The sequence below is a fragment of the Acinetobacter sp. TAC-1 genome, assembly GCF_029025845.1.
GTDB lineage: Bacteria > Pseudomonadota > Gammaproteobacteria > Pseudomonadales > Moraxellaceae > Acinetobacter > Acinetobacter guillouiae.
Genome location: NZ_CP118892.1, coordinates 1068049 through 1090205, shown reverse-complemented (window position 1 = coordinate 1090205; position 22157 = coordinate 1068049). Strand labels below are relative to the sequence as shown.

19 protein-coding genes are annotated in these 22157 nt (G+C 39.4%); 8 read left to right on the top strand and 11 right to left on the bottom strand.

Annotated elements, in window-relative coordinates; genetic code table 11:
- Window positions 1–73: 73 nt before the first annotated feature.
- From PYV58_RS04995 to PYV58_RS04970, 6 genes are all read right to left on the bottom strand, one after another.
- Window positions 74–1312 carry an NADH:flavin oxidoreductase/NADH oxidase family protein gene (locus PYV58_RS04995; RefSeq protein ID WP_034610709.1) on the bottom strand — a complete coding sequence of 413 codons (1239 nt, stop codon included), beginning with the start codon at window positions 1310–1312 and terminating at the stop codon, window positions 74–76.
- Between the two features lie 209 nt (window positions 1313–1521).
- Entirely contained in the window at window positions 1522–2352 is an 831-nt protein-coding gene (locus tag PYV58_RS04990) for an alpha/beta hydrolase (protein ID WP_004717468.1), read from the bottom strand.
- Between the two features lie 421 nt (window positions 2353–2773).
- On the bottom strand, window positions 2774–3262 hold the full coding sequence (locus tag PYV58_RS04985; protein ID WP_034610708.1) for a hypothetical protein: 489 nt from the start codon (window positions 3260–3262) through the stop codon (window positions 2774–2776).
- Between the two features lie 326 nt (window positions 3263–3588).
- Window positions 3589–4782, bottom strand: a complete 1194-nt coding sequence (locus PYV58_RS04980; RefSeq protein ID WP_034610706.1) for an LLM class flavin-dependent oxidoreductase — start codon at window positions 4780–4782, stop codon at window positions 3589–3591.
- Window positions 4783–4799: 17 nt separating this feature from the next.
- Entirely contained in the window at window positions 4800–7127 is a 2328-nt protein-coding gene (locus PYV58_RS04975) for a TonB-dependent receptor (protein WP_034610702.1), read from the bottom strand.
- Window positions 7128–7389: 262 nt separating this feature from the next.
- Window positions 7390–10002, bottom strand: a complete 2613-nt coding sequence (locus PYV58_RS04970; protein WP_034610873.1) for a TonB-dependent receptor plug domain-containing protein — start codon at window positions 10000–10002, stop codon at window positions 7390–7392.
- A gap of 283 nt (window positions 10003–10285) precedes the next feature.
- On the opposite strand from PYV58_RS04970, the gene PYV58_RS04965 reads away from it, so the two are divergent.
- Entirely contained in the window at window positions 10286–11875 is a 1590-nt protein-coding gene (locus PYV58_RS04965) for an ABC transporter substrate-binding protein (protein ID WP_034610698.1), read from the top strand.
- A gap of 322 nt (window positions 11876–12197) precedes the next feature.
- Here the strand turns inward: PYV58_RS04965 and PYV58_RS04960 are convergent, their stop codons facing one another.
- The 4 genes from PYV58_RS04960 to PYV58_RS04945 form a co-directional block, all read right to left on the bottom strand.
- The gene (locus tag PYV58_RS04960; protein WP_004717481.1) at window positions 12198–12602 is read right to left on the bottom strand and encodes a biopolymer transporter ExbD; all 405 of its coding nucleotides are present in this window, start codon (window positions 12600–12602) and stop codon (window positions 12198–12200) included.
- On the bottom strand, window positions 12602–13342 hold the full coding sequence (locus PYV58_RS04955; RefSeq protein WP_034610694.1) for a MotA/TolQ/ExbB proton channel family protein: 741 nt from the start codon (window positions 13340–13342) through the stop codon (window positions 12602–12604). Before PYV58_RS04955 ends, PYV58_RS04960 begins: the two co-directional genes overlap by 1 nt.
- A 27-nt stretch (window positions 13343–13369) precedes the next feature.
- Window positions 13370–14197: an energy transducer TonB gene (locus PYV58_RS04950; RefSeq protein ID WP_004823380.1), complete on the bottom strand. Its 828-nt coding sequence runs from the start codon at window positions 14195–14197 to the stop codon at window positions 13370–13372.
- Between the two features lie 191 nt (window positions 14198–14388).
- A complete protein-coding gene (locus PYV58_RS04945; RefSeq protein ID WP_034610689.1) occupies window positions 14389–15522 on the bottom strand; it encodes an LLM class flavin-dependent oxidoreductase in 1134 nt (377 codons plus the stop codon).
- A 315-nt stretch (window positions 15523–15837) separates the two neighbouring features.
- Between PYV58_RS04945 and PYV58_RS04940 the strand changes: the two genes are divergently transcribed.
- From PYV58_RS04940 to tatC, 7 genes are all read left to right on the top strand, one after another.
- Window positions 15838–16911 carry an ABC transporter substrate-binding protein gene (locus PYV58_RS04940; RefSeq protein WP_034610685.1) on the top strand — a complete coding sequence of 358 codons (1074 nt, stop codon included), beginning with the start codon at window positions 15838–15840 and terminating at the stop codon, window positions 16909–16911.
- A 3-nt stretch (window positions 16912–16914) separates the two neighbouring features.
- The gene (locus tag PYV58_RS04935; RefSeq protein ID WP_004823383.1) at window positions 16915–17754 is read left to right on the top strand and encodes an ABC transporter permease; all 840 of its coding nucleotides are present in this window, start codon (window positions 16915–16917) and stop codon (window positions 17752–17754) included.
- On the top strand, window positions 17754–18542 hold the full coding sequence (locus PYV58_RS04930) for an ABC transporter permease (RefSeq protein ID WP_004823385.1): 789 nt from the start codon (window positions 17754–17756) through the stop codon (window positions 18540–18542). Before PYV58_RS04935 ends, PYV58_RS04930 begins: the two co-directional genes overlap by 1 nt.
- Before the next feature lie 30 nt (window positions 18543–18572).
- A complete protein-coding gene (locus PYV58_RS04925) occupies window positions 18573–19328 on the top strand; it encodes an ABC transporter ATP-binding protein (RefSeq protein ID WP_034610681.1) in 756 nt (251 codons plus the stop codon).
- A gap of 96 nt (window positions 19329–19424) precedes the next feature.
- Window positions 19425–19640 carry a Sec-independent protein translocase subunit TatA gene (locus tag PYV58_RS04920; RefSeq protein WP_034610676.1) on the top strand — a complete coding sequence of 72 codons (216 nt, stop codon included), beginning with the start codon at window positions 19425–19427 and terminating at the stop codon, window positions 19638–19640.
- A gap of 13 nt (window positions 19641–19653) precedes the next feature.
- Window positions 19654–20070, top strand: coding sequence for a Sec-independent protein translocase protein TatB (gene tatB / locus PYV58_RS04915; RefSeq protein ID WP_004823389.1), 417 nt, complete (start codon window positions 19654–19656; stop codon window positions 20068–20070).
- Window positions 20067–20804, top strand: a complete 738-nt coding sequence (gene tatC / locus PYV58_RS04910) for a twin-arginine translocase subunit TatC (RefSeq protein WP_034610671.1) — start codon at window positions 20067–20069, stop codon at window positions 20802–20804. Before tatB ends, tatC begins: the two co-directional genes overlap by 4 nt.
- Before the next feature lie 42 nt (window positions 20805–20846).
- On the opposite strand, the gene PYV58_RS04905 is transcribed toward tatC, so the two are convergent.
- Window positions 20847–21917 (bottom strand): sigma-54 dependent transcriptional regulator, encoded by a 1071-nt coding sequence (locus PYV58_RS04905; RefSeq protein ID WP_004717502.1) that lies wholly within the window; start codon window positions 21915–21917, stop codon window positions 20847–20849.
- Between the last annotated feature and the right edge of the window lie 240 nt (window positions 21918–22157).

Genomic DNA, 22157 nt, shown 5'->3' with positions numbered 1-22157 from the left:
CACCAAGTAAAGCGTCTTCGAGCCGCAGTACAGTCTGTCGAATCACATCCAACATCTGAACAACGCACTGTACTTAAGCTGAATGTGAATACTCACGCATATGTTTTTTATACTGACGTGTGCGGCATGTCGTTTCTGTCTGTTGTACTATCAAGGCCCATAAAGGTGAAACCTTAGGATTCGGTGTTTTCCCACGACTAAGTTTCTGTAACTGGAATTTGACTGTTGCCATATTGGCAAGTGAAGCTAAGGTTTTATTTTGCCAGTGAATTGGTTTCAATTCAGGTGCGATATTCTGACCTTGTTTCCATTCGTTGGGTAAGTTAGGGTCAATTGCTAAGGCTGTTGCAATTCCGACCATATCGATCCCACTGTCAATGACTTGTTCTGCAACGGGTTTACGGCGAATACCACCAGTCACCATAATCGGCATATGGGCAATCTTGCCAATCTCTTGAGCAAACTCTAAGAAATAAGCTTCACGCGCCAAAGTCCGACCATCTCTAGCTTGACCTTGCATAGCAGGTGCTTCATAACTGCCACCTGACAATTCAACCAAATCAACTGACAGATCATTTAACATTTGAACCACTTGCTGCGCATCTTCAGCACTAAAACCACCACGTTGAAAATCGGCCGAATTCAGTTTAACAGCAACTGTAAATGTTGATGACACCACTGCACGTACTGCTTTGACAATCTCAATCAAAATACGTGCACGATTTTCCAATGAACCGCCCCATTGATCTTGACGTCGGTTGCTTAAAGGTGAAAGGAACTGACTGAGTAGATAGCCATGAGCTGCATGAATTTCTACACCAGTAAATCCAGCCTTTTCACCCAAACGTGCGGTATTGGCAAAACGTTGAATCACTTCGTCAATCATGGCTTGAGTCATTTCAATTGGAGTATTAAAACGATCTGACATTTTACCTAAATCTAAAGCCACAGCAGAAGGTGCCCACGTTGGCTGACCTAAATTTGACTGCATTTGGCGGCCCGGATGGTTGATCTGCAACCATGCTTGCGCGCCTTGAGAACGTGCGATTTTCGCCCAACGTTTGAAGTGCGCTAAATGCTGTTCATCTTCCAAGACCACCCCACCCGGTCCTGTCATCGCACGGCGATCCACCATCACATTACCTGTAATGATTAAACCAACACCACCATCTGCCCATGCCTGATACAAACGCATGAGCTCTTCTGATGGTGCATGATTGAGATCTGCCATATTCTCTTCCATCGCAGCTTTTGCAATACGATTTGGAATCTGAGTACCATTGGGTAAAACTAATTTTTCAAAGATGTTCATTTTTATAGCCTCATCGAGTATGGACTTACTTTAAGATTAAAGCTCACTTTAATGTCAATCCTTTTTTCGCATTTAATTTTTATTATTTTAAGAACTAATTTTATTCAAAGGCTTACATCATAATAAGATAATAACCACCTGATACTTTAATAAAAAAAGAGGCCGCAAGGCCTCTATTGATATTCTGTTTTAGATCAAACGACAACTGTTCACTCGCGAATAAACGCCAATAAATCTGGATTAATTACATCGGCATTGACAGTTAACATACCGTGTGAATAACCTTTATAGGTTTTTAATCGGCCATTTTGAACCAGTTTGGCAGAAAGTACCCCTGAGTTTTCATAAGGTACAATTTGATCATCATCCCCATGCATGACTAAAACAGGCACTGAGATTTTTTTCAAATCTTCGGTAAAGTCAGTCTGTGAAAATGCAACAATTCCATCATAATGCGCTTTTGCTCCACCCATCATGCCCTGTCGCCACCAATTCAATACGACAGGTTCTGAAGGCTGAGCATCTGGTCGGTTAAAACCATAAAACGGTCCCGCAGGTAGATCATGATAAAATTGAGCACGATTTTTAAAAAGCTGATTCTGTAAGTCATCAAAGACTTCTTTGGCTAAGCCTTGCGGATTTTTTTCCGTTTTCAACATAATTGGAGGTACAGCACTGACCAATACGGCCTTGGATACATTTTCCTCACCATGACGTGCAATGTAGTGAACAACCTCACCACCACCAGTGGAGTGACCAATATGTACTGCGTTTTTAATGCCCAAGTGTTTGACCACTTCTGCAACATCATCGGCATAGTGGTCCATATCATGACCATCCCAGACCTGACTTGAACGTCCATGTCCGCGACGATCATGTGCAACCACACGAAAACCTTCATTTAAAAAGAACAATAACTGAGAATCCCAGTCATCCGAGCTTAATGGCCATCCATGATGAAAAAATAATACTGGGGCATCTTTCGGTCCCCAATCTTTATAAAAAATATCAACACCATCTTTTGTCGTAACATATGCCATGTTAATTTCTCCTGTGTATGATTTACACTTTGAATAACTTATTGCCGTTCTCATTCATGTCAGTAAATTACAATGTTTGATACGATTCGTATGGACCGTCATTCTATACTAAGGTTAAAGTTAACTTTAAGGTCAATGCTTTTGGTGATTTTCTGATAGCAGAAATGTAAATCTATAAAAAATAAAAATACGCAAATATCAGGATTTATTATTGAAAGAAAACAGCTTTATTTTTTTATATAGGATTGTTGAGGCTTTATGTCGTTACATGATTTAAACCATTACAGGTTTTCTGTTCAAAGCTTCAACGACAACCCACAGTATTTTTATTAAGATAAAAATGGATATAAAAAGCCAAGACTGGTTTAAAAATCTTGGCTTTAACCTGTTGCAAGGGGCTTAGACAATATGAAGTTGGTTTTTATTTCTTTTTAGGTTTCAATATTTTTCGCAATAATTTAACCCATAAGCTCCACTCACTATTTTTCTTGTCAGCTGTAAAATGATTCTCAACTTTATCAAATGCGTCTTCAATATAGGCATCGTGCAACCAACGAATTGCTAAGGCCCATTTTAAAGTCGCTAAACCTGTTGTTTTCATATCAATAATATGTGAAATTTCTGTTTTGTTGGGGTCTAATTCATTGATGCTAAATCTGTGAAAACCATTAAAACCTGTTAAGTCAAACTGAAAAGTGATTGATTTTTCGGGCTGATAATCTGCCACAGAATATCTGATTGGTCCATGCCCACCTTTTGAACCCATACTTAATCCATTGTCCAACTTCATGGGTGGCCATTTGTCTGTTGCTAACATCAAATCATTATCTGTTGACAAAGTCCTGAATAACTTAGCAATTTCAGCCTTTGATTGCTGAATTTCTCTTTTATGGATATTAATTACTTTCATTTTTCCTGCTCAATGGTCATGTTTGTTTGTCAGGTTATTGTTGTTGATAAAATGAAGCACAACTATCAAATATACGAAACTGTGTAAAAAATGCAAGTAAGCATTATTATTCACTTATTTACTTATAATCAGTATAGCTCTTACGAAATTAAGCTTCGGAATGATTTTTAAATGTGGTTAAGCTTTATCAGGCATCAAACTTTGATCATTGCATAGAAAGAAGAGTATGAAAATCAAGTTTACACTGCCACGCTTTGTATTTTTTATTGGTATAAAAAAGCCAAGACTGGTTTAAAAATCTTGGCTTTAACATGTTGCAATGGAAGTTAGGCGATACGATATTTTGCCTCTTCAGAAATACGCTGTAATGCCTGACGCTGTTTTTTAAAATAAGGTAAAACATGTTCGCCAAGGCGATAAGCTTCTTCTAAATGTGGATAGCCCGCCAAGAAAAACAGATCAATCCCAATACTGTTATATTCTTGAATCCGCTCGATAATCTGCGAATAACTTCCCACTAAAGCAACACCTGGTGGGATACCAATATAGCCAAAGCCTGACCAAACATTGGGATGAATAAAGAAATCATCAACGTTTTTACTGCCTGCTTTTTCACTATATTCTTTTTCAAAACTCAATACACGTGCCGATCTCAAACCTGCATGTGCAGCAGACGCATGTAAGCGTTGTTTTTCAGCAGCTTCATCCAAATAACGTTGTGCCTCTGCCAACGCTTCTTGTTCACTACGGCGTGCAATCGTATCAATGGATAAGCCGAATTTAATATTATCCCGCCCATATCTCGCAGCACGTTTGCGCACATCTGCAATCAATTCAGCAATTTCACTGGGTTTTTCAGCACGCATTAAATAATAATCAGCATGCTTCGCACCAAACTCACGGGCAGCCTCAGACGATCCTGCCGTACAAATGATCGGTAGTTCAGCTTTATTCAGAGGATATTTTAAACCGCCACCTTCAGCAGAATAATATTTGCCCTGGTAATGGAATGATTCATTATACCAATACCCTTTCACCACATCTAAAAATTCAGTCGCACGGATATAACGGTCATCGTGCGGAGTAGCATCCCCAACTTGGCGCTGAATAATCTCAGAGCCACCGTTGATAATATTCCAGACCAAACGATTCCCTGTGGCACGCTGATACGTTGCTGCACTTTGTACTGCATTATAAGGACTAAAATGATAAGGCTGGAATGCAGTCACAAAGTTTAACCGCTTGGTTTCTCTTGCCAATAAGGAACACACTGTCCATGGTTCTTCACCTGTAGGTGCATTCACCATCAGTGCGCCTGCAAAACCATTGATTTCAGCCGCACGAGCCACTTGGCTAAGATAGTCGATATAGGTAAAGTCATCACCAACTTGGTAATTCGATGTTGCACCAGTATTGTCTACACCCGCGACACGTGACCAATCACCACGATTGCGTGGATCACCTGCTAAGTACTCTGCTTCACCATGCAGTGGTAGACGGGTAAAAAATTCAATTCCCATGATGTTCTCCGTATAACTTAGAATTTAGCAGTCAAAGAAACACCAACTTGACGTGGGTTTCCATAAGTTAAAACATATTGTCCAGCGGGACCATTTGGACGGCCGTGTACTTGATATTCTTCATTCAATAGGTTTTTAACGTAAGCATTGACTTGGTATTTGTTATTTGCGCTATGGTAGCCAACATTGGCATTCCATAAGGTATATGCTTTTTGGCTTAAGATTGGATCTACCGAATAATCTTGACGGTTTACGAGGAAAAACTCACGGTCACGGTAGCTGGCATCTGTGCCTACAACAACACGAGCACCATCATTGAGATTAAAAGTATATTCTCCACCCAGACCGACAGTGTATTTTGGCGAACGGACTAGACTGTTGCCTGTATTATCTGCATTAACTACATTGGTTACCGGGTTTTTATCGACGAAATCGGTATATTCGCTGTCAAGATAAGCACCAGCAAAACGTAAACGTAGATTTTCAGTCACTGAATAATCTAATTCTAATTCAGCACCTTTAACTTCAGCTTTTGGTCCATTGGCGAGAACAGAGGTCACCCCACCACCTTGTCCCTCTGTTGCAACCAGTAAATTGGTTTGAATATCTTTATAGTCATAATAAAAAATATTGGCATTTGCGATTAAATCTCCGTCCAATAACGTAGACTTTAAACCGAGTTCATAACTATTTAAGTATTCAGGATTCACGTCGGCAAGTTGGGTTAAACTGCTGGATAAACCTGTGTTAAATCCACCTGAACGGAAACCGCGTGCGAATCTAAAGTAAGTATTTAAATTAGGATTAATTTCATATTCTGGGGTGATGTCATAGGTCAACTCATTCCAAGTTTTATTGCGACTTGTTGACCCATTTGCATTTGGGGTTGGGTTATAAACAGCATTGCTATAACCATCTTTTTTCCACCAGCTGCCTTTTGTATAGTCTCCCGTTGTGATCTGAGTCAGATTGAGATCAATATCTTTTTCTTCACTGGTCCAACGTAAACCACCTGTCACTTTAAATTTATCTGTAAATTTATAGGTACTGTTACCAAAAAGTGCAAAGCTTTGAGTGGCTTGGTTATAGGTTATATCTCTAAATGCTGGCGTAGACGCAGTTTGAGAAGCAGCGCCATTTGGCAATGTTTTATTGACACGTGCACTGACTCCAGTGGAATCTAAATCCTCATTGAAATAATGAAATCCTGCAATCCAGCTTAAGCGTTTTTCAGCATCAGAAGCAATGCGGAACTCTTGGCTATATTGACGCCACTCATTATCACTATAGCTTCGTGCGACATCATAAGGGGTGTAATCACCATCTGAAATCGACTTTTGTGTGGTCTTATCAAAGGCAGTAATCGAAGTAAAGCTATATCCGCTCCCCAAATCTCCAGTTAAGGTTAATGACGCACCATCATGCTGAATCTTATTGTTTTCATCTAAATCTAAATTGGTGTCTCGTCCTTTAGGTCTTTCATAAATACCCCAGTATTTACCCACACTTAAGGAACCATTACTGCCTAAACCATTATAAGTTTGGCTGTGTAGATTGACCAAGGCATCCCATTCATCATTGATTTTGCCTAGCACTTGGAAACGAAAAGATTTTTTATCCACGTTGCCATAATCTTCACCATTGGCAATATTCTTTGCATATCCGTCACGGTCTTCAGAGTAAAAAGCCCCGCGCACCGCAACATTTTCCGAAATTTTGCCGTTTGCAGCACCTTCAAATGTTCGCAGGTTATGATCCCCTAAACCAATGGTTGCATATCCATTGGGTTTATCTGAAAAATTAGGCTTTTTAGAAATATAATTGACTGCACCCGCAGTGGTGTTTTTCCCATAGAGCGTACCTTGTGGACCACGTAAAACTTCTATACGCTCTAAATCAAACAAGTCACCTGCACCTGCAACTGGCGCATTTAAATAAACCCCATCTGCATACACGCCAACAGGAAATACTGTCGATGCAGCCACATCTCCCGTACCTAGACCACGAATATACCAACGTGGACGACTATCCCCATCTGGGTTTTCAGCTGCAGCATTTGGTGTATAGGTTAAAACATCCCCAATAAAAGTAGAGCCTTTCGCAGCCAAGTCCTTACCCGAAACAGCAGTAATTGCAGTTGGAACTTTTTGAATATTTTGCGCCCGATATTGTGCAGTGACGATCACATCACTTAATTTTTTGACATCTTTGGCTTTTTCAACCTGTGCTTGTTGTGCTGGTGTAGTCTCGATCTCTTCATTTGCAATAGCCAGTGTTGAAACACTCGCCGTTACGCCCCACATAGCAGTTAAAATACTCTGCCTAATTTTTGTAACCTTAAACATGCTGACTCCATTTAAATAAATCTATTCTTGTTATTGGCAACTTTTGTGCCATTCCATTTATTTAAATATTTTCAAAGTGTTATATAAAAAATTATAAAAAAATTATTTATTTTTGCTGATAGATAGACATTTTTAATTGTCGTATTGTTGTTATTTCAACATTTTGCTGTTTTTTATTTTTAATGATATCTACTAAGAATAAATTTATAAAAAGCCATACAAAAGTATGGCTAATGCAATCAAAAATAAAAATCTGTTTAATTTAGAATTTATAGCTAAATTGTCCTTGTATCGTCAATGGACGCATTGGCTGTAAAAACTCGCTATTTGCACCAGCTAAACCATTTACGAAATTACGTTCATTGGTCAAATTAAGAATATTTAAGCCCACTGTCCACTGCGGTTGACGATAATAAAGTCCCAAATCTAAATTATAATTATTGGGTACCTTTACGGTCTGACTTAGATTGGTATACCAGTTACTTGTCCACCAGCCCGATAGGTTTAGCCCAAAACCTGACTGGTGTTGATAGTCCACATAAGCACTTGCAGAATATTTAGGAATGCCTGCTGCATCATAACGTCCTGCTTTGCGTTGGTTTAAAGCATTGCTATCGCCCCATACCGTCGCATTGTCTGCATGGAAACCAAAAGGTGAAAAACTAGCCGGAATAATGGAAGAATATTCAGCATTGAGATAGGTTAAGTTTGCCCCGATCGCGATATTTTTTTGTAGTTGCCAACGTAATGATGATTCAAGGCCTTTGATTTCAAAACGCGCCATATTGCCATTGGTATCAGGTGATAAATCGCGCTTCTGTTCAAAACCACTGAGCGTTAACAGAAGTTGATCAGTGATCGGCTCGTATTTCACTCCCACTTCTTTTAATTCACTTTGGCTGTCAAAAGCCAAAGGATTTAGCTGATTTCCAGCGCCCCAAATTAAAAATGGACCAAATACACCCGTATTCAATGCTGTACTTTTATCATAAGTAAAATATAGGGTACTTTTTTCAGTAGGTTTAATAAAGGTACTGGCTTGATAGCTGAGCAAACTATATTTATTGGAATCTGAGCGGACATCTGTAGGGACTAAAACCAGTGGATTCTCTAATTTTGCTTTTATAGAACTGTGGTTAATTCCCAGATTAATCCCAAAAACATCATTAAAGGTAAAATTTTGCTGTGTAAATACGCTGTAAGTGTCCCAAAAGCCTGTTCCTGTATAAACTGCACCACCTCCATTGGGAGGAAAACCGCCTTTTTCAGCATATAAGCCATGACCCACAGGGTACATTCGAGGTAGATTTAAATAGCCAAAATACTGCGAATACTGTGGAACACCAGCCTGCCCAATCCAGCTTCCAGTCGAACCGCCATGATTGACCAACCCCAATAAATCTCCAGGGTTTTTCTGTGATGGATCATTGGTTAAATCATAGGGATTGATATTAAAACTATTGTTTGCTGCGAGAGAGGTAAATTTCTCATGCCGATAAGCGCCACCTGTACTGCTTTTATTGTTGATTTTGACACCCAATAGCTCAACGTCATGATCGCCTAAAAACTCTAAGCGGTTATCCAATAATTCATGGTCCAAATCGGTAAAGAAACTCCCAACAGAATCACCCAAATCACGACTCTTTTGATATAGCGTACTATTGGCCACAGACCAATTTTCATTGATATCTTTGACCAGTTTAAATTGTGTACTAAAGCGCTTTGCACTGTTTTTATCTTCGCTCCGACCAGAAACATCATCATCTAATTTGACTAAGCCATTGCCTGCGATTGATGGATCATAAACCCAACCTCGAATTGTACCCGCTTGATCAGCAGTAGAACTTGGCAAAGGAGAAGTCTGTACTGGACCTACAGCAATATATTGATTTTTGTCATTCTTCTGCCGAGTTTGCCAACCAATCACTTTAGAGTGAGCTGCACCAGACTCAAAGACTGGAGACCAAAAGTTTGAACCGTTTTGAATAATCGGGGTCGCTCTGCCTTTATAGTAAAGCCCTTGATCAACGGATTGTTGTGTCGCTCTGTTCCAACCATGCGTCACATTAAAATCTGAATAATCGTCATAACTGATATTCCAGTCAACCCGTAGACTGTCATCTGGACGCCAAGCCAAAGCACCATAAAATGCATTAAAATTATTTTTTACATTGTCATAATAGTCATCTGTTCGTTGTGCTGTTGCACTGACACGAAATGCCAATTCTTTAGAAATAGGTGCAGTATGATCAATACTGACTGAGAAATTAGGCTCAGCACCTTGCCCTGCATAAATTGAACCCACTGATCCCGAAATCGTGGTTTCAGCTTTATTAAAATTCGGTTTTTTGGTGAGATAATTAATATATCCCCCTGAACCTGAGGTCGGTGCAAAAATTACCCCTGTTGGTCCTGCAACAATATCAGCAGCTTCATAGGCATTTAAATTGGTCGGATGTCGGGTACTGTATATTCGTTGGCTATCTTGAAAAACTTCAGAGTTTTGCCCTCGTATCTGTGGCGCGAAATTGGCATTTTGCCCACCTCCTCTGGTGATACTTGGAGCATACTTAACCAAATCATCTGCACTACGAATAACATCTTCACGAAACTGTTGTTCTGATACTTGTGAAACGACACGTGGGGTATCTAATACAGAACTATCCGTCCCATAAATCGAAGTGACTTTACGCTTGGGGAGAATGGTGGTTTTTTTATTTGCTCCTGTCACCACAACATCAGCTAAGGTAATTACATCACCATCAGAATCCTTGGCTTGCTCTGAGGTTTCTTCAGCAAAAATAGCACATGGAAAAATTGCCCCAAATAGCCCTAGCGCAATCACCAGTGGCTTTAATTGAAAGTTCTGTTTCATATCACACTCAGTAAAATACATTTACACTGCGTTACGCAAAGCCTATGCCAATCTTTAAATAGGCAAAACTCAAATATAAAACATTGATTTTTATTACTTTTAAACAACCATCATTGATATACAACTTTTATTCATGTTTATTTTTTCAACAGAAATGCTGAAAAAGCAACAGTGAAAAAAAACACAACGCTTATAATTAATTGATAAATATTAGAAAAATATAAAAAAGAATTGGCATTCATTGTGCAATCTCCTCTGGATACGTTCTAACTGAGTATTTTTAATGACACATGAAACCTTGTTACTCTCACGTCGAAAATTTTTAACCCAGAGTCTTACTGCGCTCGGTGGCGTTTCTTTAATCAGTGGTTTATCTGCTTGTGGACAATCTCCACAACCTAGCGCTGACTCCCAAAGTTCACTTTCCAGTACCCCTAAGCATGGTGGAACAATTCGATTAGGGCTGATTGGTGGACAACAATCAGGTAGCCTTGACCCTCACCTTTCAACATCAGGAAGTGGGATTACCCGTGGATTTGCGATTTATAATAAGCTCTGGGAATGGGACGAAAACATGCTTCCTCGTCTTGCTTTGGCTGAATTTGCAGAACCTAATCATAATGCCAGCGAATGGACCATACGACTGCGTAAAGGTTTAGAGTTTCATCATGGTAAAACCGTCAGCGCAGAGGATGTCATTTTTTCATTGCAACGCTTAACAGATCCAAAGCTTGCCTCACCTTTTCGAAATCTTGTGCAATGGATTGATCGTGATCGTATTCAAAAATTAGATCAATATACAGTACGCATCCCTTTTATTAGTTCAATTGCTGGCTTTGTGGCGCTGCCTGAAACTTGGGTCAATTTTGGCGGTATTGTCCCCACTGATTTTGATCCCATTCATAACCCTGTGGGCGCAGGTCCTTATAAAGTCAAAGAATTTATCCCCGGTCAACGTTCAGTCTTTACTCGGTTTGAAAACTATTTTAAAGCAGATCGGCCTTATGCAGATCGTTTTGAAGTCATTGACTTTAAAGATCAAGTTTCTCGACTAAATGCATTATTGGCAGGACAAATTGATCTTGCAAATGCGATTTCACCTGAATACATTAAAATTTTAGAGCAAGCAAAACATATTCAAACGGTTCGTTCTCAAACCAATACCCACAATAGTTTTGACTTTAATACTCAACAGGCACCATTTAATGATCCCAAAGTCCGCCAAGCATTTCGTTTAATCGCCGATCGTCAAGAGCTGATACAACGGGGTTTAAACGGTCAGGGACGCATCGCCAATGATTTATATTCGCCACAGGATCCAGCATTTCTAAATTTGCCACAACGTCAACAAAACATTACGGAAGCCAAGAATTTATTGGCTCAAGCGGGCTTTAAAAATGGCTTAAGCGTTGAACTGATTACCCCCGTTGGCAACGCCCAACCTGCCCTAATATTTGCAGAACAAGCAAAGAAAGCCAATGTCAGTATTCGGGTCAAACAAGTTGATTTAGCTACCTTTAATGGACCTGATCGGAGTAAATGGCAATTCTCCAGTAATGCAACCAACGTGGGTACACCGTATTTATCCACTGCTGTAGTGAATGATGCGCCAATTTCAACAACCAATCGTGTCAACTTTAAAGACCCAGAATATAGTGAGCTGTTTTATAAAGCACTGGCTGAACCCGATTTAGCCAAGCGTAAAGTGTATTTGGCTCAGGCACAAAAAATTCAACATGAACGCGGTGGAATGCTGATTTGGGGTTTTAGCCATAGCATAGATGCTGCATCGAAACAGATCGGAGGATTAGCGGCAGAACACACTATTTTCCCAACGTGGCGTTTTGAGAAATTATGGAACAATCAAGCCTAAAATAAAATTTGCAGAGCCTTAACACCAGCAAGCATCTGCTGTAGTCAGCGATCTTCTGACTTTTCAAGGACGAAAAGTCAATCCACTATGGGGCTCTGATGATGCATCCCGACTATTACTGCCCAACACAACGACCTTAATGTTGCTGATCAAAATCGTGAATAACACATTCATTTTAGACACATTCAGTTTATAAAAATCAGGCTTATATAAATCATGTTTATACAAAGCAATAAAATTTGAACGCTGTTTTTATTTTAACTATCATATTTTTAGGCACTAAAAAGCTGCCGTAGCAGCTATTTCATTCAGCATCCAAAGACTACTTGGGTACGGTAATCACGGATAATTTTTCTACCCCTACTCGCTCAATACTGGCAAGTAATTTTGCAACTGTCCCATAAGGAATGGTCTCATCGGCATTTAAATTCAAAGCCAATTTAGGGTTACTGTTTTTACGTGACTGAATCTCTTTTTCAAAACTTGCCAAAGTTACTTTATCCTTGTCAAGGAAGATTTCTCCTTGCGGATTAACACTAATGACAACCGCTTTATTCTGATCCGTTGACTGCGTCGGTGCAGCCTTGGGTAAATTTACTTTCACGGTATTGGTTAACAGGGGTGCTGTAACGATAAACACGATGAGTAAAACCAGCATCACATCAACCAATGGCGTAATGTTAATTTCACTTACCACATCATCTTCTTGGGAGGTTGAAACGGCCATTATGCAAACACTCCTTTTTCTTTGACTTCTTTACTGGATGCATCATGATTGACTACAGTATTTCCAGTGGTATTTTTTGGCTTAGCGACAGGTAACTGAAAGCCCGCTTTTTGATTTAAACTGACAAAATCAGTGGCAAAATCATCGAGGTCTGCACCGATGGTTTTAACTTTACGTATGAAATAGTTATAAGCCAACACAGCGGGTACCGCCACAGCAATACCAATACCTGTGGCAATCAAGGCCTCACCAATTGGCCCTGCAACCACATCCATACTTGCATTACCTGAATGTGCAATGGCCTGTAAAGCATGAATAATCCCAAACACTGTTCCAAATAGTCCAATGAACGGTGCGTTATTGCCAATCGAAGCCAATAATGCAGAACCTTTTTCCAATTGACGACGTTCAGTTAAAATTTGCTTGCGTAAATGACGCTCTAATAAATCCTGACGACTCCAACTGTTTTGCAAATCTTGATGAGTCCTTTCATCTGCCTCAATCAAGGTTTGAAAACCTGCATTTGCAACACGGGCTGAAGGGCCTTCCCCCTGTTGTGATTGAGTCACTGCCTCAGGCAAATTTTTGGCTTTCCAAAAGGCTTCGACAAAGATCTTACTTTGCTTGCTGGCTTTCTGTGTCTGTACCACTTTAACCACGATTAACACCCATGTGACGATGGAGAAAGCAACCAATAACCAGATTGTGCCGTCATGGATCAATGAATTTATGTCTGTCATGTAGATATCCTCTTAATTTAAAATAGTTTATTTCGGTAATTGATAATGAATTGGAACATCAACCCAACCTTCGACAGGTGTTTTACCTTTTAAGGCCGGTGAAAATTTCCATTGCTTTACTGTTCTTACAGCCGCGCTGTCTAAAAGTTTTTTGCCGCTACTTTGTTTGACTGTTACGCTATCTGGGCTACCGTTTGGCAATACTTTGACCCTTAAAATCACCGAGCCTTCCCAACCACGTTCTAAGGCCTGTTCTGGGTACTCTGCTGCGGGGTTGCTTAGATAACCTGCATAACCCTTGGCTTCTGTCACAGGTAAATTGTCATCAGCAGGCTTCACTGGTTCTGCTGTTTTTGGAGCAGGTTCAGCGCTCAGTTTTTTGCTTACAACAGGTTCCTCAGTTTTTTGAACTGTGTCTTGCGCAATGGGTTTTACAATCGGTTTGGCTTGCTCCACAGTTTTTTGAACAGGTTTCGGCTGTTCGATAGGTTTCGCAATCGGTTTTGGTTTTTCGACCACAGGCGGAATTTTGGGTTTTTGTGTCACTGGTGGAATTTTAGGTTCAATGACTTTAGGTGGTTCCACTGGTTTGACAATTTCAATCACCACGGGTTCTGGCTTTGCAATGTCCAAAGCTGGTGTCGGTAATTGTTTTGCGATATACCAAATACCCAAATGTGCTGCAGCAACCGCAATGATCGCGATCCACAATTTATTCAATTTTGCTGGAGGTGATTGACTCACATCCAAATGATGTCGTGTAAATGGGTCTGATATGCCAGTTGCAGTTGAAGCAGATGCATATTGCTCAAATAGCAACGCCCGCTGATGGGGATTAAATATTCGTTCACTCATGGCAATTTAAACTAAAAAATAAAATACTGTATTGAAAATTGCACAAGTCATGCCAACAATATAAGCTACTAATTTTTATAAATTTAATTAAAAACACTCTTCGATTTGTCAGCAAAGCTGTTGGTTTTAAGACAGTTCTATGCTGTTGAAACAACAAGATCCCTCTGATATCTCAAAGGGATCTAAACTTATTATTTTAATTTATATCCAACCAAGGGTAAGACTTCTTCAGCAACCCGATATGCTTCTTCCAAATGTGGGTTACTGGCGAGAATAAAATGCCCAACACCAATGTCGATATATTCTTGTAAGCGCTGTGCCACTTGTTCATAGCTCCCCACTAAAATACAGTTTGGCCCACCCCTTACATTTGACATACCAGCCCAAACATTTGGACTGACAAATAAGTCTTCAAAACGATTGCCTTGTGCTAAGGCCTGCTGACGTTTTGCACCAACCGACTCAGTATCTTTACGTTCAAATGCATTGCCATCAATAGCAATGGTTTCATACATCTGTTTAAGCTCTTGAAACGCTTGTTCCTGTGTGGGGCGTGCCAAAATATCAATACGCATACCAAACTTTAGCTTATGGTCTGGGGTATTTTGTGCAAGGAAGGATCGCGCCTGTTCAATCACTTTTTTCTGCTGTTCAACAGGTTCCCCCCAGGTTAAGTGGATATCGGCATGCCGACCTGCAACTTGCAGTGCCGCTGGACTTGCTCCCGCTAACCACAAACGAGGAACGTCATATTGATTCATCGGGTATTTCAAACCACCTTGTTCAACGTGGAAAAACTTTCCATCATAGTCAAAAGGTGCCTGATGCGAATACCCTTTTACAAACTCTAAAAATTCATTGGTTCGCGCATAGCGCTGATCATGTTCAATAAAATCACCATAGGCACGTTGCTGTGCCCCACCGCCACCTGAAATCACGTTCCATTCAACCCGTCCCTGACTGAGACGCTGCAAACTTGCTGCCATTTGGCTTGCGTATGCAGGATGGATAAACCAAGGTTGAATCGCAATCAATAGTCGGAGTCTTTTGGTTTCTCTTGCCAATGCCGATGCCAGCACCCACGGTTCTTCAGTATGTGGAAAAGCAGGAATCAATGCGCCGTGAAAACCCACGATATCTGCGGCTTTTGCTACCTGTTGTACATAATCATAGTAGGCAAACAATTCATCTTGATGTTGAGGTGCCACACGTTGAGGGGATTGTACTGCTGGGCCCAACTGGTTCCATTCACCTCGTGTATGTAACTGATGTGCTCGACGACCATCCCCATGCACAGGGATTCTCCATAAAAATTCAACAGACATAATACTTCTCAATAATTTAAAGGTTTTACACGCTATCGTGAGTGATACAACTCATGAGCAGAAACCATGCCGTTTTTTATTCAATAATGAATTCATCTATATTGTTGTTTTATCTAAATATTATAAAAACCCAGCTAAACATGGTGTTGAAATTTCAACACTTATCCATCCAATACTGTCGGTTTCACAACATAACCTGTTTGATCCACCCAAATAACACCAATCATAAAAACATAATAAATTGATTTATATAAAATAATTATTTTGGCTTGGTTCTTGCTCTATCCCCTTATATTTCTAAATTTTTATGATGATATGCGTATTTTTTCTGGTCTTTTTTTAAGTTTTAGCCTTTTAGGATTGGTTGCTTGTGGCGTACAAAAAACCGAAGATCCAAACCAAAGTAAAACCGGTCAACAACAGCTTCGTATTGCGGTTGTGGCCAATGGAACTTCTGGCGGTCTGGACTTTATTGGTGTACCACAACTTATTGCACAGGACCCCATTTTTCTAAAAGCATTAAAGCAGAAAAATATTGAATTAAAGTGGGAACCTGTAACCACTGCGGCTGTGGCCACCTTAGTCAATGAAAGCTTTATCAACAATAAAATTGATTTTGCTTTTTATGGCAATCTTCCTGCGGTAGTACTCAATGCCACTGGTGTTAGAACACAAATTGTCGTCCCTGGCGGAGTCGGTAATAATGTTTATTTGGTGGTTCCAGCGGATTCACCCATCAAAACCATTGAGGACCTCAAAGGTAAAAAGATTGCCTTACATCGTGGTCGTCCTTGGGAAATTAATTTTGCTCAATTGATACAGAGCAAAGGTTTAAAGCTTAAAGATTTTCAAATCATCAATCTCAATCCACAGGCGGGAGCTGCGGCTTTATCCGCTAAAAGCGTCGATGCATTTTTTACCTTAAGTGATGCGCTCACTTTACAAGATCGCCATCTTGGCAAAATTATTTGGTCATCGCAAAGTCTACCCGCTGACTGGAAAATGCGTGCTGAACTCTGGGGACGCAAGACTTATCTGGATCAACATCCAGACACAACCCAACTACTTGCTGATGCGACAGTACGGGCAATACAGTGGATTTCACAGCATCAAGATGAATTCCAACAAAGCCAAACCAAATTTGGTCAGCCTCTAAGTGTGATTCAACGCGAAAGTCAAAATACCAGCAGTAACTGGCAACAAGATTGGTCACCTGAGTACCAAGTGGATTTTCTTAAACAGCATTATGCAAAAGTCATCGACCATGCTGTAAAAAACCAATTGATTCAAACGCCAATCAAAGCTGAAGAGTTGCTCAATGCTCAGTTTACCAGTGAAGCCATTCAAAATTTACAACCACTTGATATTCAACATAAGCAAGGAAACTAGGTCATGAAAATCCTCGTAAATCCGCTTATCGAAAAAAAAATCGTGGCGATCAAAGCACCATTATGGAGGCGATTGTCTTCTGAGCAGGTCTATCGCTTGCTCTCATTCCTTTCACCCATCTTGGCGTTACTGGTTTGGCAATTGATTAGCTATTTACAGATTTTTCCAACCCAAATTTTAGTGCCACCTATAACGGTATGGCAGACATTTCTTGCCTTGTTGCAAAGTGGTGAACTCCAACTGCATTTAAAAGATAGCCTTTCTCGACTGCTGATGGGTTTTTCACTTGCGGCCACCTGTGCGATTTTGTTTGGCATTGCCTATGCATCACTCAGCTCTTTCCGTCATTACACCTATATTTTGTTCAATATCCTTTATCAAATTCCAATCTTTGTGCTTATTCCTATTTTTATTTTGGTTTTTGGCATTGGTGAACTATTTAAAATTTTACTGATTATTAAAGCCTGTTTTTTTCCAATCGCACTCACAACAGCGGATGCTGTTCGAAATATTCCTAAAAAATATATTGAATTGGGCCAGATCTACAAACTAAAAACTCCAGCATGGTTGAGATACATCATCATCCCTTGCATCCTCCCACCATTAATCGGTGGACTGCGGATTGCTCTAGGTCGTGCTTGGTTGATTTTGGTGGCCGTTGAATTACTTGCTGCAGGCACTGGCATTGGTCAAATGATGGAGCTCGGACGACAAATGTTACGTTTAGACGTTGTCATGGTCGGAGTTTTTATTACAGGAATCATTGGTTTTGCTTTAGATAAAACTTTACGTCAGCTCGAACAATATCTTGTATCACCTGCATTGAGTTCAAGGGGGAAATAATGTCACAGCATCCACTGAACTTAAAAAGTGCTTTTGCGCAACCATTGATCTTGATCAAAGGTCTACTGCTCCCGTTCCTTTTACTGGCTTTATGGCAATACAATTCAAGTTTAGGTGCCAGTCATGCCTATGCATTTGTGCCTTTACAGAAGGTGTATTTTGCTTTTATTCAGCTGCTTGAAACAGGTGAATTATGGTTAAACACATGGGGAAGTCTTAAAAAAGCTGGATTGGGATTTTTACTTGGCTCGACAACAGGGCTACTACTCGGTGCCTTACTTGCCTATTCAAAAATTTTAAATGCCTTGGTTTCACCATTATTTAATAGCATTCGCCAAGTACCCTTACTTGGTTTAACCCCATTGATTGCACTGTGGTTTGGCAATGGTGAGCAGGCAAAAATCTTTATTATTGCGCTTGCTTCTTTTTTCCCGATGGTGATTAACAGCTTTCAAGGGCTAAGTCATTATGACCAGAAATACAGTGAAGTCGCTCGTATTTACAAATTATCTTTTTGGCAGGAATTTAAAAAAATCCGTTTCCCTCAAGCTCTCCCATATATTTTAACGGGGTTGAATTTAGCGGTGCCTTTTACATGGATTACCACAACTGCCAGTGAACTGTTATTCAATGCTGGTGCAGGCTTAGGCAATTTAATGATGAAAGCTGAAATCAATGCCGAAATGGATATTTTGTTGGTGTGTGCAATCACGGTCACACTCAGCGGTATTGGCATGACGCTTTGTATTCACTTGATTTCTAAACGACTACTGCAATGGCGTGTTTAACTGAATCATCCATCTCATCAGGATATTGATATGAGCTTTTCCTTACTCTCGATTAAAAAACTCAATAAATCATTTTATCGAGATCAACAAACTTTCACCGTATTAGATGGTATTCATCTCGATATTCAGCAAGGAGAATTTATTTCTATTGTCGGAAGCAGTGGCTGTGGTAAATCGACCTTGTTGCGCTTAATTGCAGGATTAGATAAAGACTATCAAGGTGAGATTTTACTGAATCAAACACCAATACAAGGGACAGATCTAAAACGAGGTTTAATTTTTCAGGAGCATCGTCTATTGCCTTGGCTCAGTGTTTCCGAAAATATTCATTTAGCACTCGAAGAAACCGACTTAAGCCGTGCTGAAAAAAATGCCCGTGTGGCAGAACATCTTACAATGGTGGGTTTAAAAGGTTTTGAAAATGCTTATCCACATGAGCTATCGGGTGGTATGGCGCAGCGGGTAGCGATTGCACGAGGCTTGGTTAATCAGCCTGATATTTTACTTTTAGATGAACCCTTTGGTGCTTTAGATGCAATTACACGTAGCCATCTGCAAACTGAATTACAACGTATTTGGCAAGATCAAAAGATCACCATGATTCTAGTTACACATGATATAGAAGAAGCGGTTTATCTGGGTGATCGCGTGATCGTAATGTCTGCTCGACCAGGAAAAATTAAACAAATCATTCAAGTTCCTTTGACCCATCCAAGACATAAAGACAGCGAATTATTATTTAACTATCGTAATCAAGCACTCAATATGCTGGACCATAGCGCATAATGAAATCGAATATTCATCGATATAAATATTATTTAGAAAATATATTCAAGCATGATATGTATACCAACTAGTTTTAAATTATTAAGGAAATATGAAATGGGTTTATCAATTTGGCATATATTATTATTTGCCGTGATCGTTATTTTATTATTTGGTACATCAAAACTTAAAAACTTAGGTAAGGATTTAGGTGGTGCAATTAAAGATTTTAAAGACTCGGTTCATTCTGATGATCAAAAACTGTCTGAATCAAATCAGCCTAAAGAAATTCATCATCTCGATTTAAATAAAGAAAAAAACACTAACCGGTGAGTACTAAATCATTATGTTCAATATCAGTTTTGGTGAACTCTTGGCTTTTGCTGTTATTGCACTGATTATATTGGGACCTGAAAAGCTCCCTCAAACATTAAGGGTGGGATTACTTAAATACAGAGCCCTTAAAAATAACCTTAACAAAATCCAGCTAGAGTTAGAAAATGAACTGGAATTGCTTGAACTAAAAAGGATCATGCAAGAAGAGCTGCTCAAAATAAAACAAAACGAAGAGCTGCTCAAACAGCAGCTTGCACAAATGCAACACGAAATCCAAAGTGTACATAGCGCTGTTGCTATAGCACATCAAGCGCCCCCTTATCCCACACATGATTATGTTTATCAAATCTCTGCGCGTGAATTAAAAGTACCCTTTTTAATTTACACAACATCATCCAATATCTTGCGTGAGGATCAAGCTGCATGACCGAACAAATACTCAGTGAAACACTCACTGAAATGAAATATAGAGAACATTTAAAAGAGCTTAGAAAGCGTTTGATCTATAGCATTGCTACAGTCTTAACTATTTTTTTACTCTTATTGCCCCTTGCACAACACAATTATCATTTTTTGGCTCAACCCTTAATATCCCGATTGCCTAAAAATTCAACCATGATAGCTACAGATGTGATGAGTACATTTTTAGCGCCCTTTAAACTCAATATTTATTTTGCAATTTTATTGGCGATTCCCTTTATTCTTTATCAATTCTGGCGCTTTATTGCACCTGCTCTATATCAAAGTGAAAGAAAATTTGGCGTGGCGCTTGTGCTCTCCAGCATCGGTTTATTTTATCTTGGCATCTTATTTGCCTATTATTTGATTCTGCCTTTGGCGTTAAACTTCTTTGTCTTAGCTTCACCAGATAATGTTTTACCGATGACTGATATCAACAGTTATCTTGATTTCTGTCTCAAGCTTTTTCTGGCTTTTGGTGTCGCCTTTCAAATCCCTGTACTCACATACATTCTTATTTTTATTGGTATTCTTTCTATTCAACAATTGGAACATTACCGTAAACACATCATTGTTTTATTTTTCTTTATCGCAATGTTTATTACACCCCCTGATATTTTTAGCATGCTTGCACTGGCAGTACCAATGTGGCTTTTGTTTGAACTGGGTTTATGGATCACAAAAATGACCAGCCCAAAATAAAACATCCATGGGTAAAATGGATGTTTCTATTGCACAGCCCAATTAAACAATTTCATTTTTATTTGGTAATAAATTATATCTTGATAACAAATTACGTAAAACATTGCGCGACAGTCCTAACATTTTTGCAGTCTTAACCTGATTATTCCAGCAACTTGAAAAAGCGGTATTGACGATTTTATCTTCAATGATGTGCCATGCTTCACCATCATATTCTTGAAATAAACGCTTGAGTACATCCTCAAACTCTTGAATCAAATCATTATCTGGTAAAACGCTTGAGCCACCCTCCTCTGAAAACCTTAAATGTTCAATATCAATGGTTTTGCCACCACTGATGAGCAGTGCATAATGGATATTATTTTCAAGCTCACGGATATTTCCCGGCCAACTATAGTTGAGCAGCGCATTTCTGGCGCGATCACTGATGTTGGGTTTCGGCGTAATCATCTTTTGCGAATAGGAGTTTAAGAAAAAATCCACCAAAGGCAAAATGTCACCCTTACGCTCTCGCAATGGTAAAATATTTAGCACAACCACATTTAGGCGATAGTATAAATCTAAACGGAATTTATTTTCCGCGACAGCTTTACGCAAATCAACATGTGTACCAGACAAGATGCGTACATTAATCGGGATCGGTTTACGTCCACCGACCCGAACAACTTCCTTTTCTTGCAATACACGTAACAGTTTTACTTGCAAAGACAACGGCAACTCACCCACTTCATCCAAGAACAAAGTTCCGCCGTCGGCTGTTTCAAAAATACCAGGGCGTGTCTTATGCGCACCCGTAAATGCGCCTGCTTCATAACCAAACAATTCAGATTCTGCAAGTGTTTCAACTAAAGCACCACAATTGACAGCAAGAAATGGCTTATTTTGGCGATCACTTTTCAAATGAATTTCACGTGCGATTAATTCTTTACCTGTACCTGATTCACCTTGGATGATCACACTGGCAGAACTTGGTGCAATGGTTTCAACTTGGCTTAATAGCTTACGAGAGTTTTGATCAGAAAATATAATCGCTTTTGCTCTTATTGGCTTAATTGGCACACCATTATCAGGCAAGGTAATTACTTTATAATCATTATCCAAATAGGATTTCATAATTAACCCTTTAAATAGCTGAGGAGGATATTAAAATAGAATAGTACAATTCTATTACAAAGCTGATAAATAATAATTACAGATATTTAATCCTAAATTTATATATTGAATGATTTAATAGGCGTTTTTGCTTATGCATTTATAATCAATGTATTTCTATTTTTATGCAATGTTGCTTTTTAAACAATATGTCTGTCAATTGATCATATATAAACAGATTACAATAATATTTTTGAAAAA

Bases quoted from the DNA above. Each gene is read 5' to 3' on its own strand.
- PYV58_RS04995 (WP_034610709.1), bottom strand. From the start codon at position 1,312: ATGAACATCTTTGAAAAATTAGTTTTACCCAATGGTACTCAGATTCCA.
- PYV58_RS04990 (WP_004717468.1), bottom strand. From the start codon at position 2,352: ATGGCATATGTTACGACAAAAGATGGTGTTGATATTTTTTATAAAGAT.
- PYV58_RS04985 (WP_034610708.1), bottom strand. From the start codon at position 3,262: ATGAAAGTAATTAATATCCATAAAAGAGAAATTCAGCAATCAAAGGCT.
- PYV58_RS04980 (WP_034610706.1), bottom strand. From the start codon at position 4,782: ATGGGAATTGAATTTTTTACCCGTCTACCACTGCATGGTGAAGCAGAG.
- PYV58_RS04975 (WP_034610702.1), bottom strand. From the start codon at position 7,127: ATGTTTAAGGTTACAAAAATTAGGCAGAGTATTTTAACTGCTATGTGG.
- PYV58_RS04970 (WP_034610873.1), bottom strand. From the start codon at position 10,002: ATGAAACAGAACTTTCAATTAAAGCCACTGGTGATTGCGCTAGGGCTA.
- PYV58_RS04965 (WP_034610698.1), top strand. From the start codon at position 10,286: ATGACACATGAAACCTTGTTACTCTCACGTCGAAAATTTTTAACCCAG.
- PYV58_RS04960 (WP_004717481.1), bottom strand. From the start codon at position 12,602: ATGGCCGTTTCAACCTCCCAAGAAGATGATGTGGTAAGTGAAATTAAC.
- PYV58_RS04955 (WP_034610694.1), bottom strand. From the start codon at position 13,342: ATGACAGACATAAATTCATTGATCCATGACGGCACAATCTGGTTATTG.
- PYV58_RS04950 (WP_004823380.1), bottom strand. From the start codon at position 14,197: ATGAGTGAACGAATATTTAATCCCCATCAGCGGGCGTTGCTATTTGAG.
- PYV58_RS04945 (WP_034610689.1), bottom strand. From the start codon at position 15,522: ATGTCTGTTGAATTTTTATGGAGAATCCCTGTGCATGGGGATGGTCGT.
- PYV58_RS04940 (WP_034610685.1), top strand. From the start codon at position 15,838: ATGCGTATTTTTTCTGGTCTTTTTTTAAGTTTTAGCCTTTTAGGATTG.
- PYV58_RS04935 (WP_004823383.1), top strand. From the start codon at position 16,915: ATGAAAATCCTCGTAAATCCGCTTATCGAAAAAAAAATCGTGGCGATC.
- PYV58_RS04930 (WP_004823385.1), top strand. From the start codon at position 17,754: ATGTCACAGCATCCACTGAACTTAAAAAGTGCTTTTGCGCAACCATTG.
- PYV58_RS04925 (WP_034610681.1), top strand. From the start codon at position 18,573: ATGAGCTTTTCCTTACTCTCGATTAAAAAACTCAATAAATCATTTTAT.
- PYV58_RS04920 (WP_034610676.1), top strand. From the start codon at position 19,425: ATGGGTTTATCAATTTGGCATATATTATTATTTGCCGTGATCGTTATT.
- tatB (WP_004823389.1), top strand. From the start codon at position 19,654: ATGTTCAATATCAGTTTTGGTGAACTCTTGGCTTTTGCTGTTATTGCA.
- tatC (WP_034610671.1), top strand. From the start codon at position 20,067: ATGACCGAACAAATACTCAGTGAAACACTCACTGAAATGAAATATAGA.
- PYV58_RS04905 (WP_004717502.1), bottom strand. From the start codon at position 21,917: ATGAAATCCTATTTGGATAATGATTATAAAGTAATTACCTTGCCTGAT.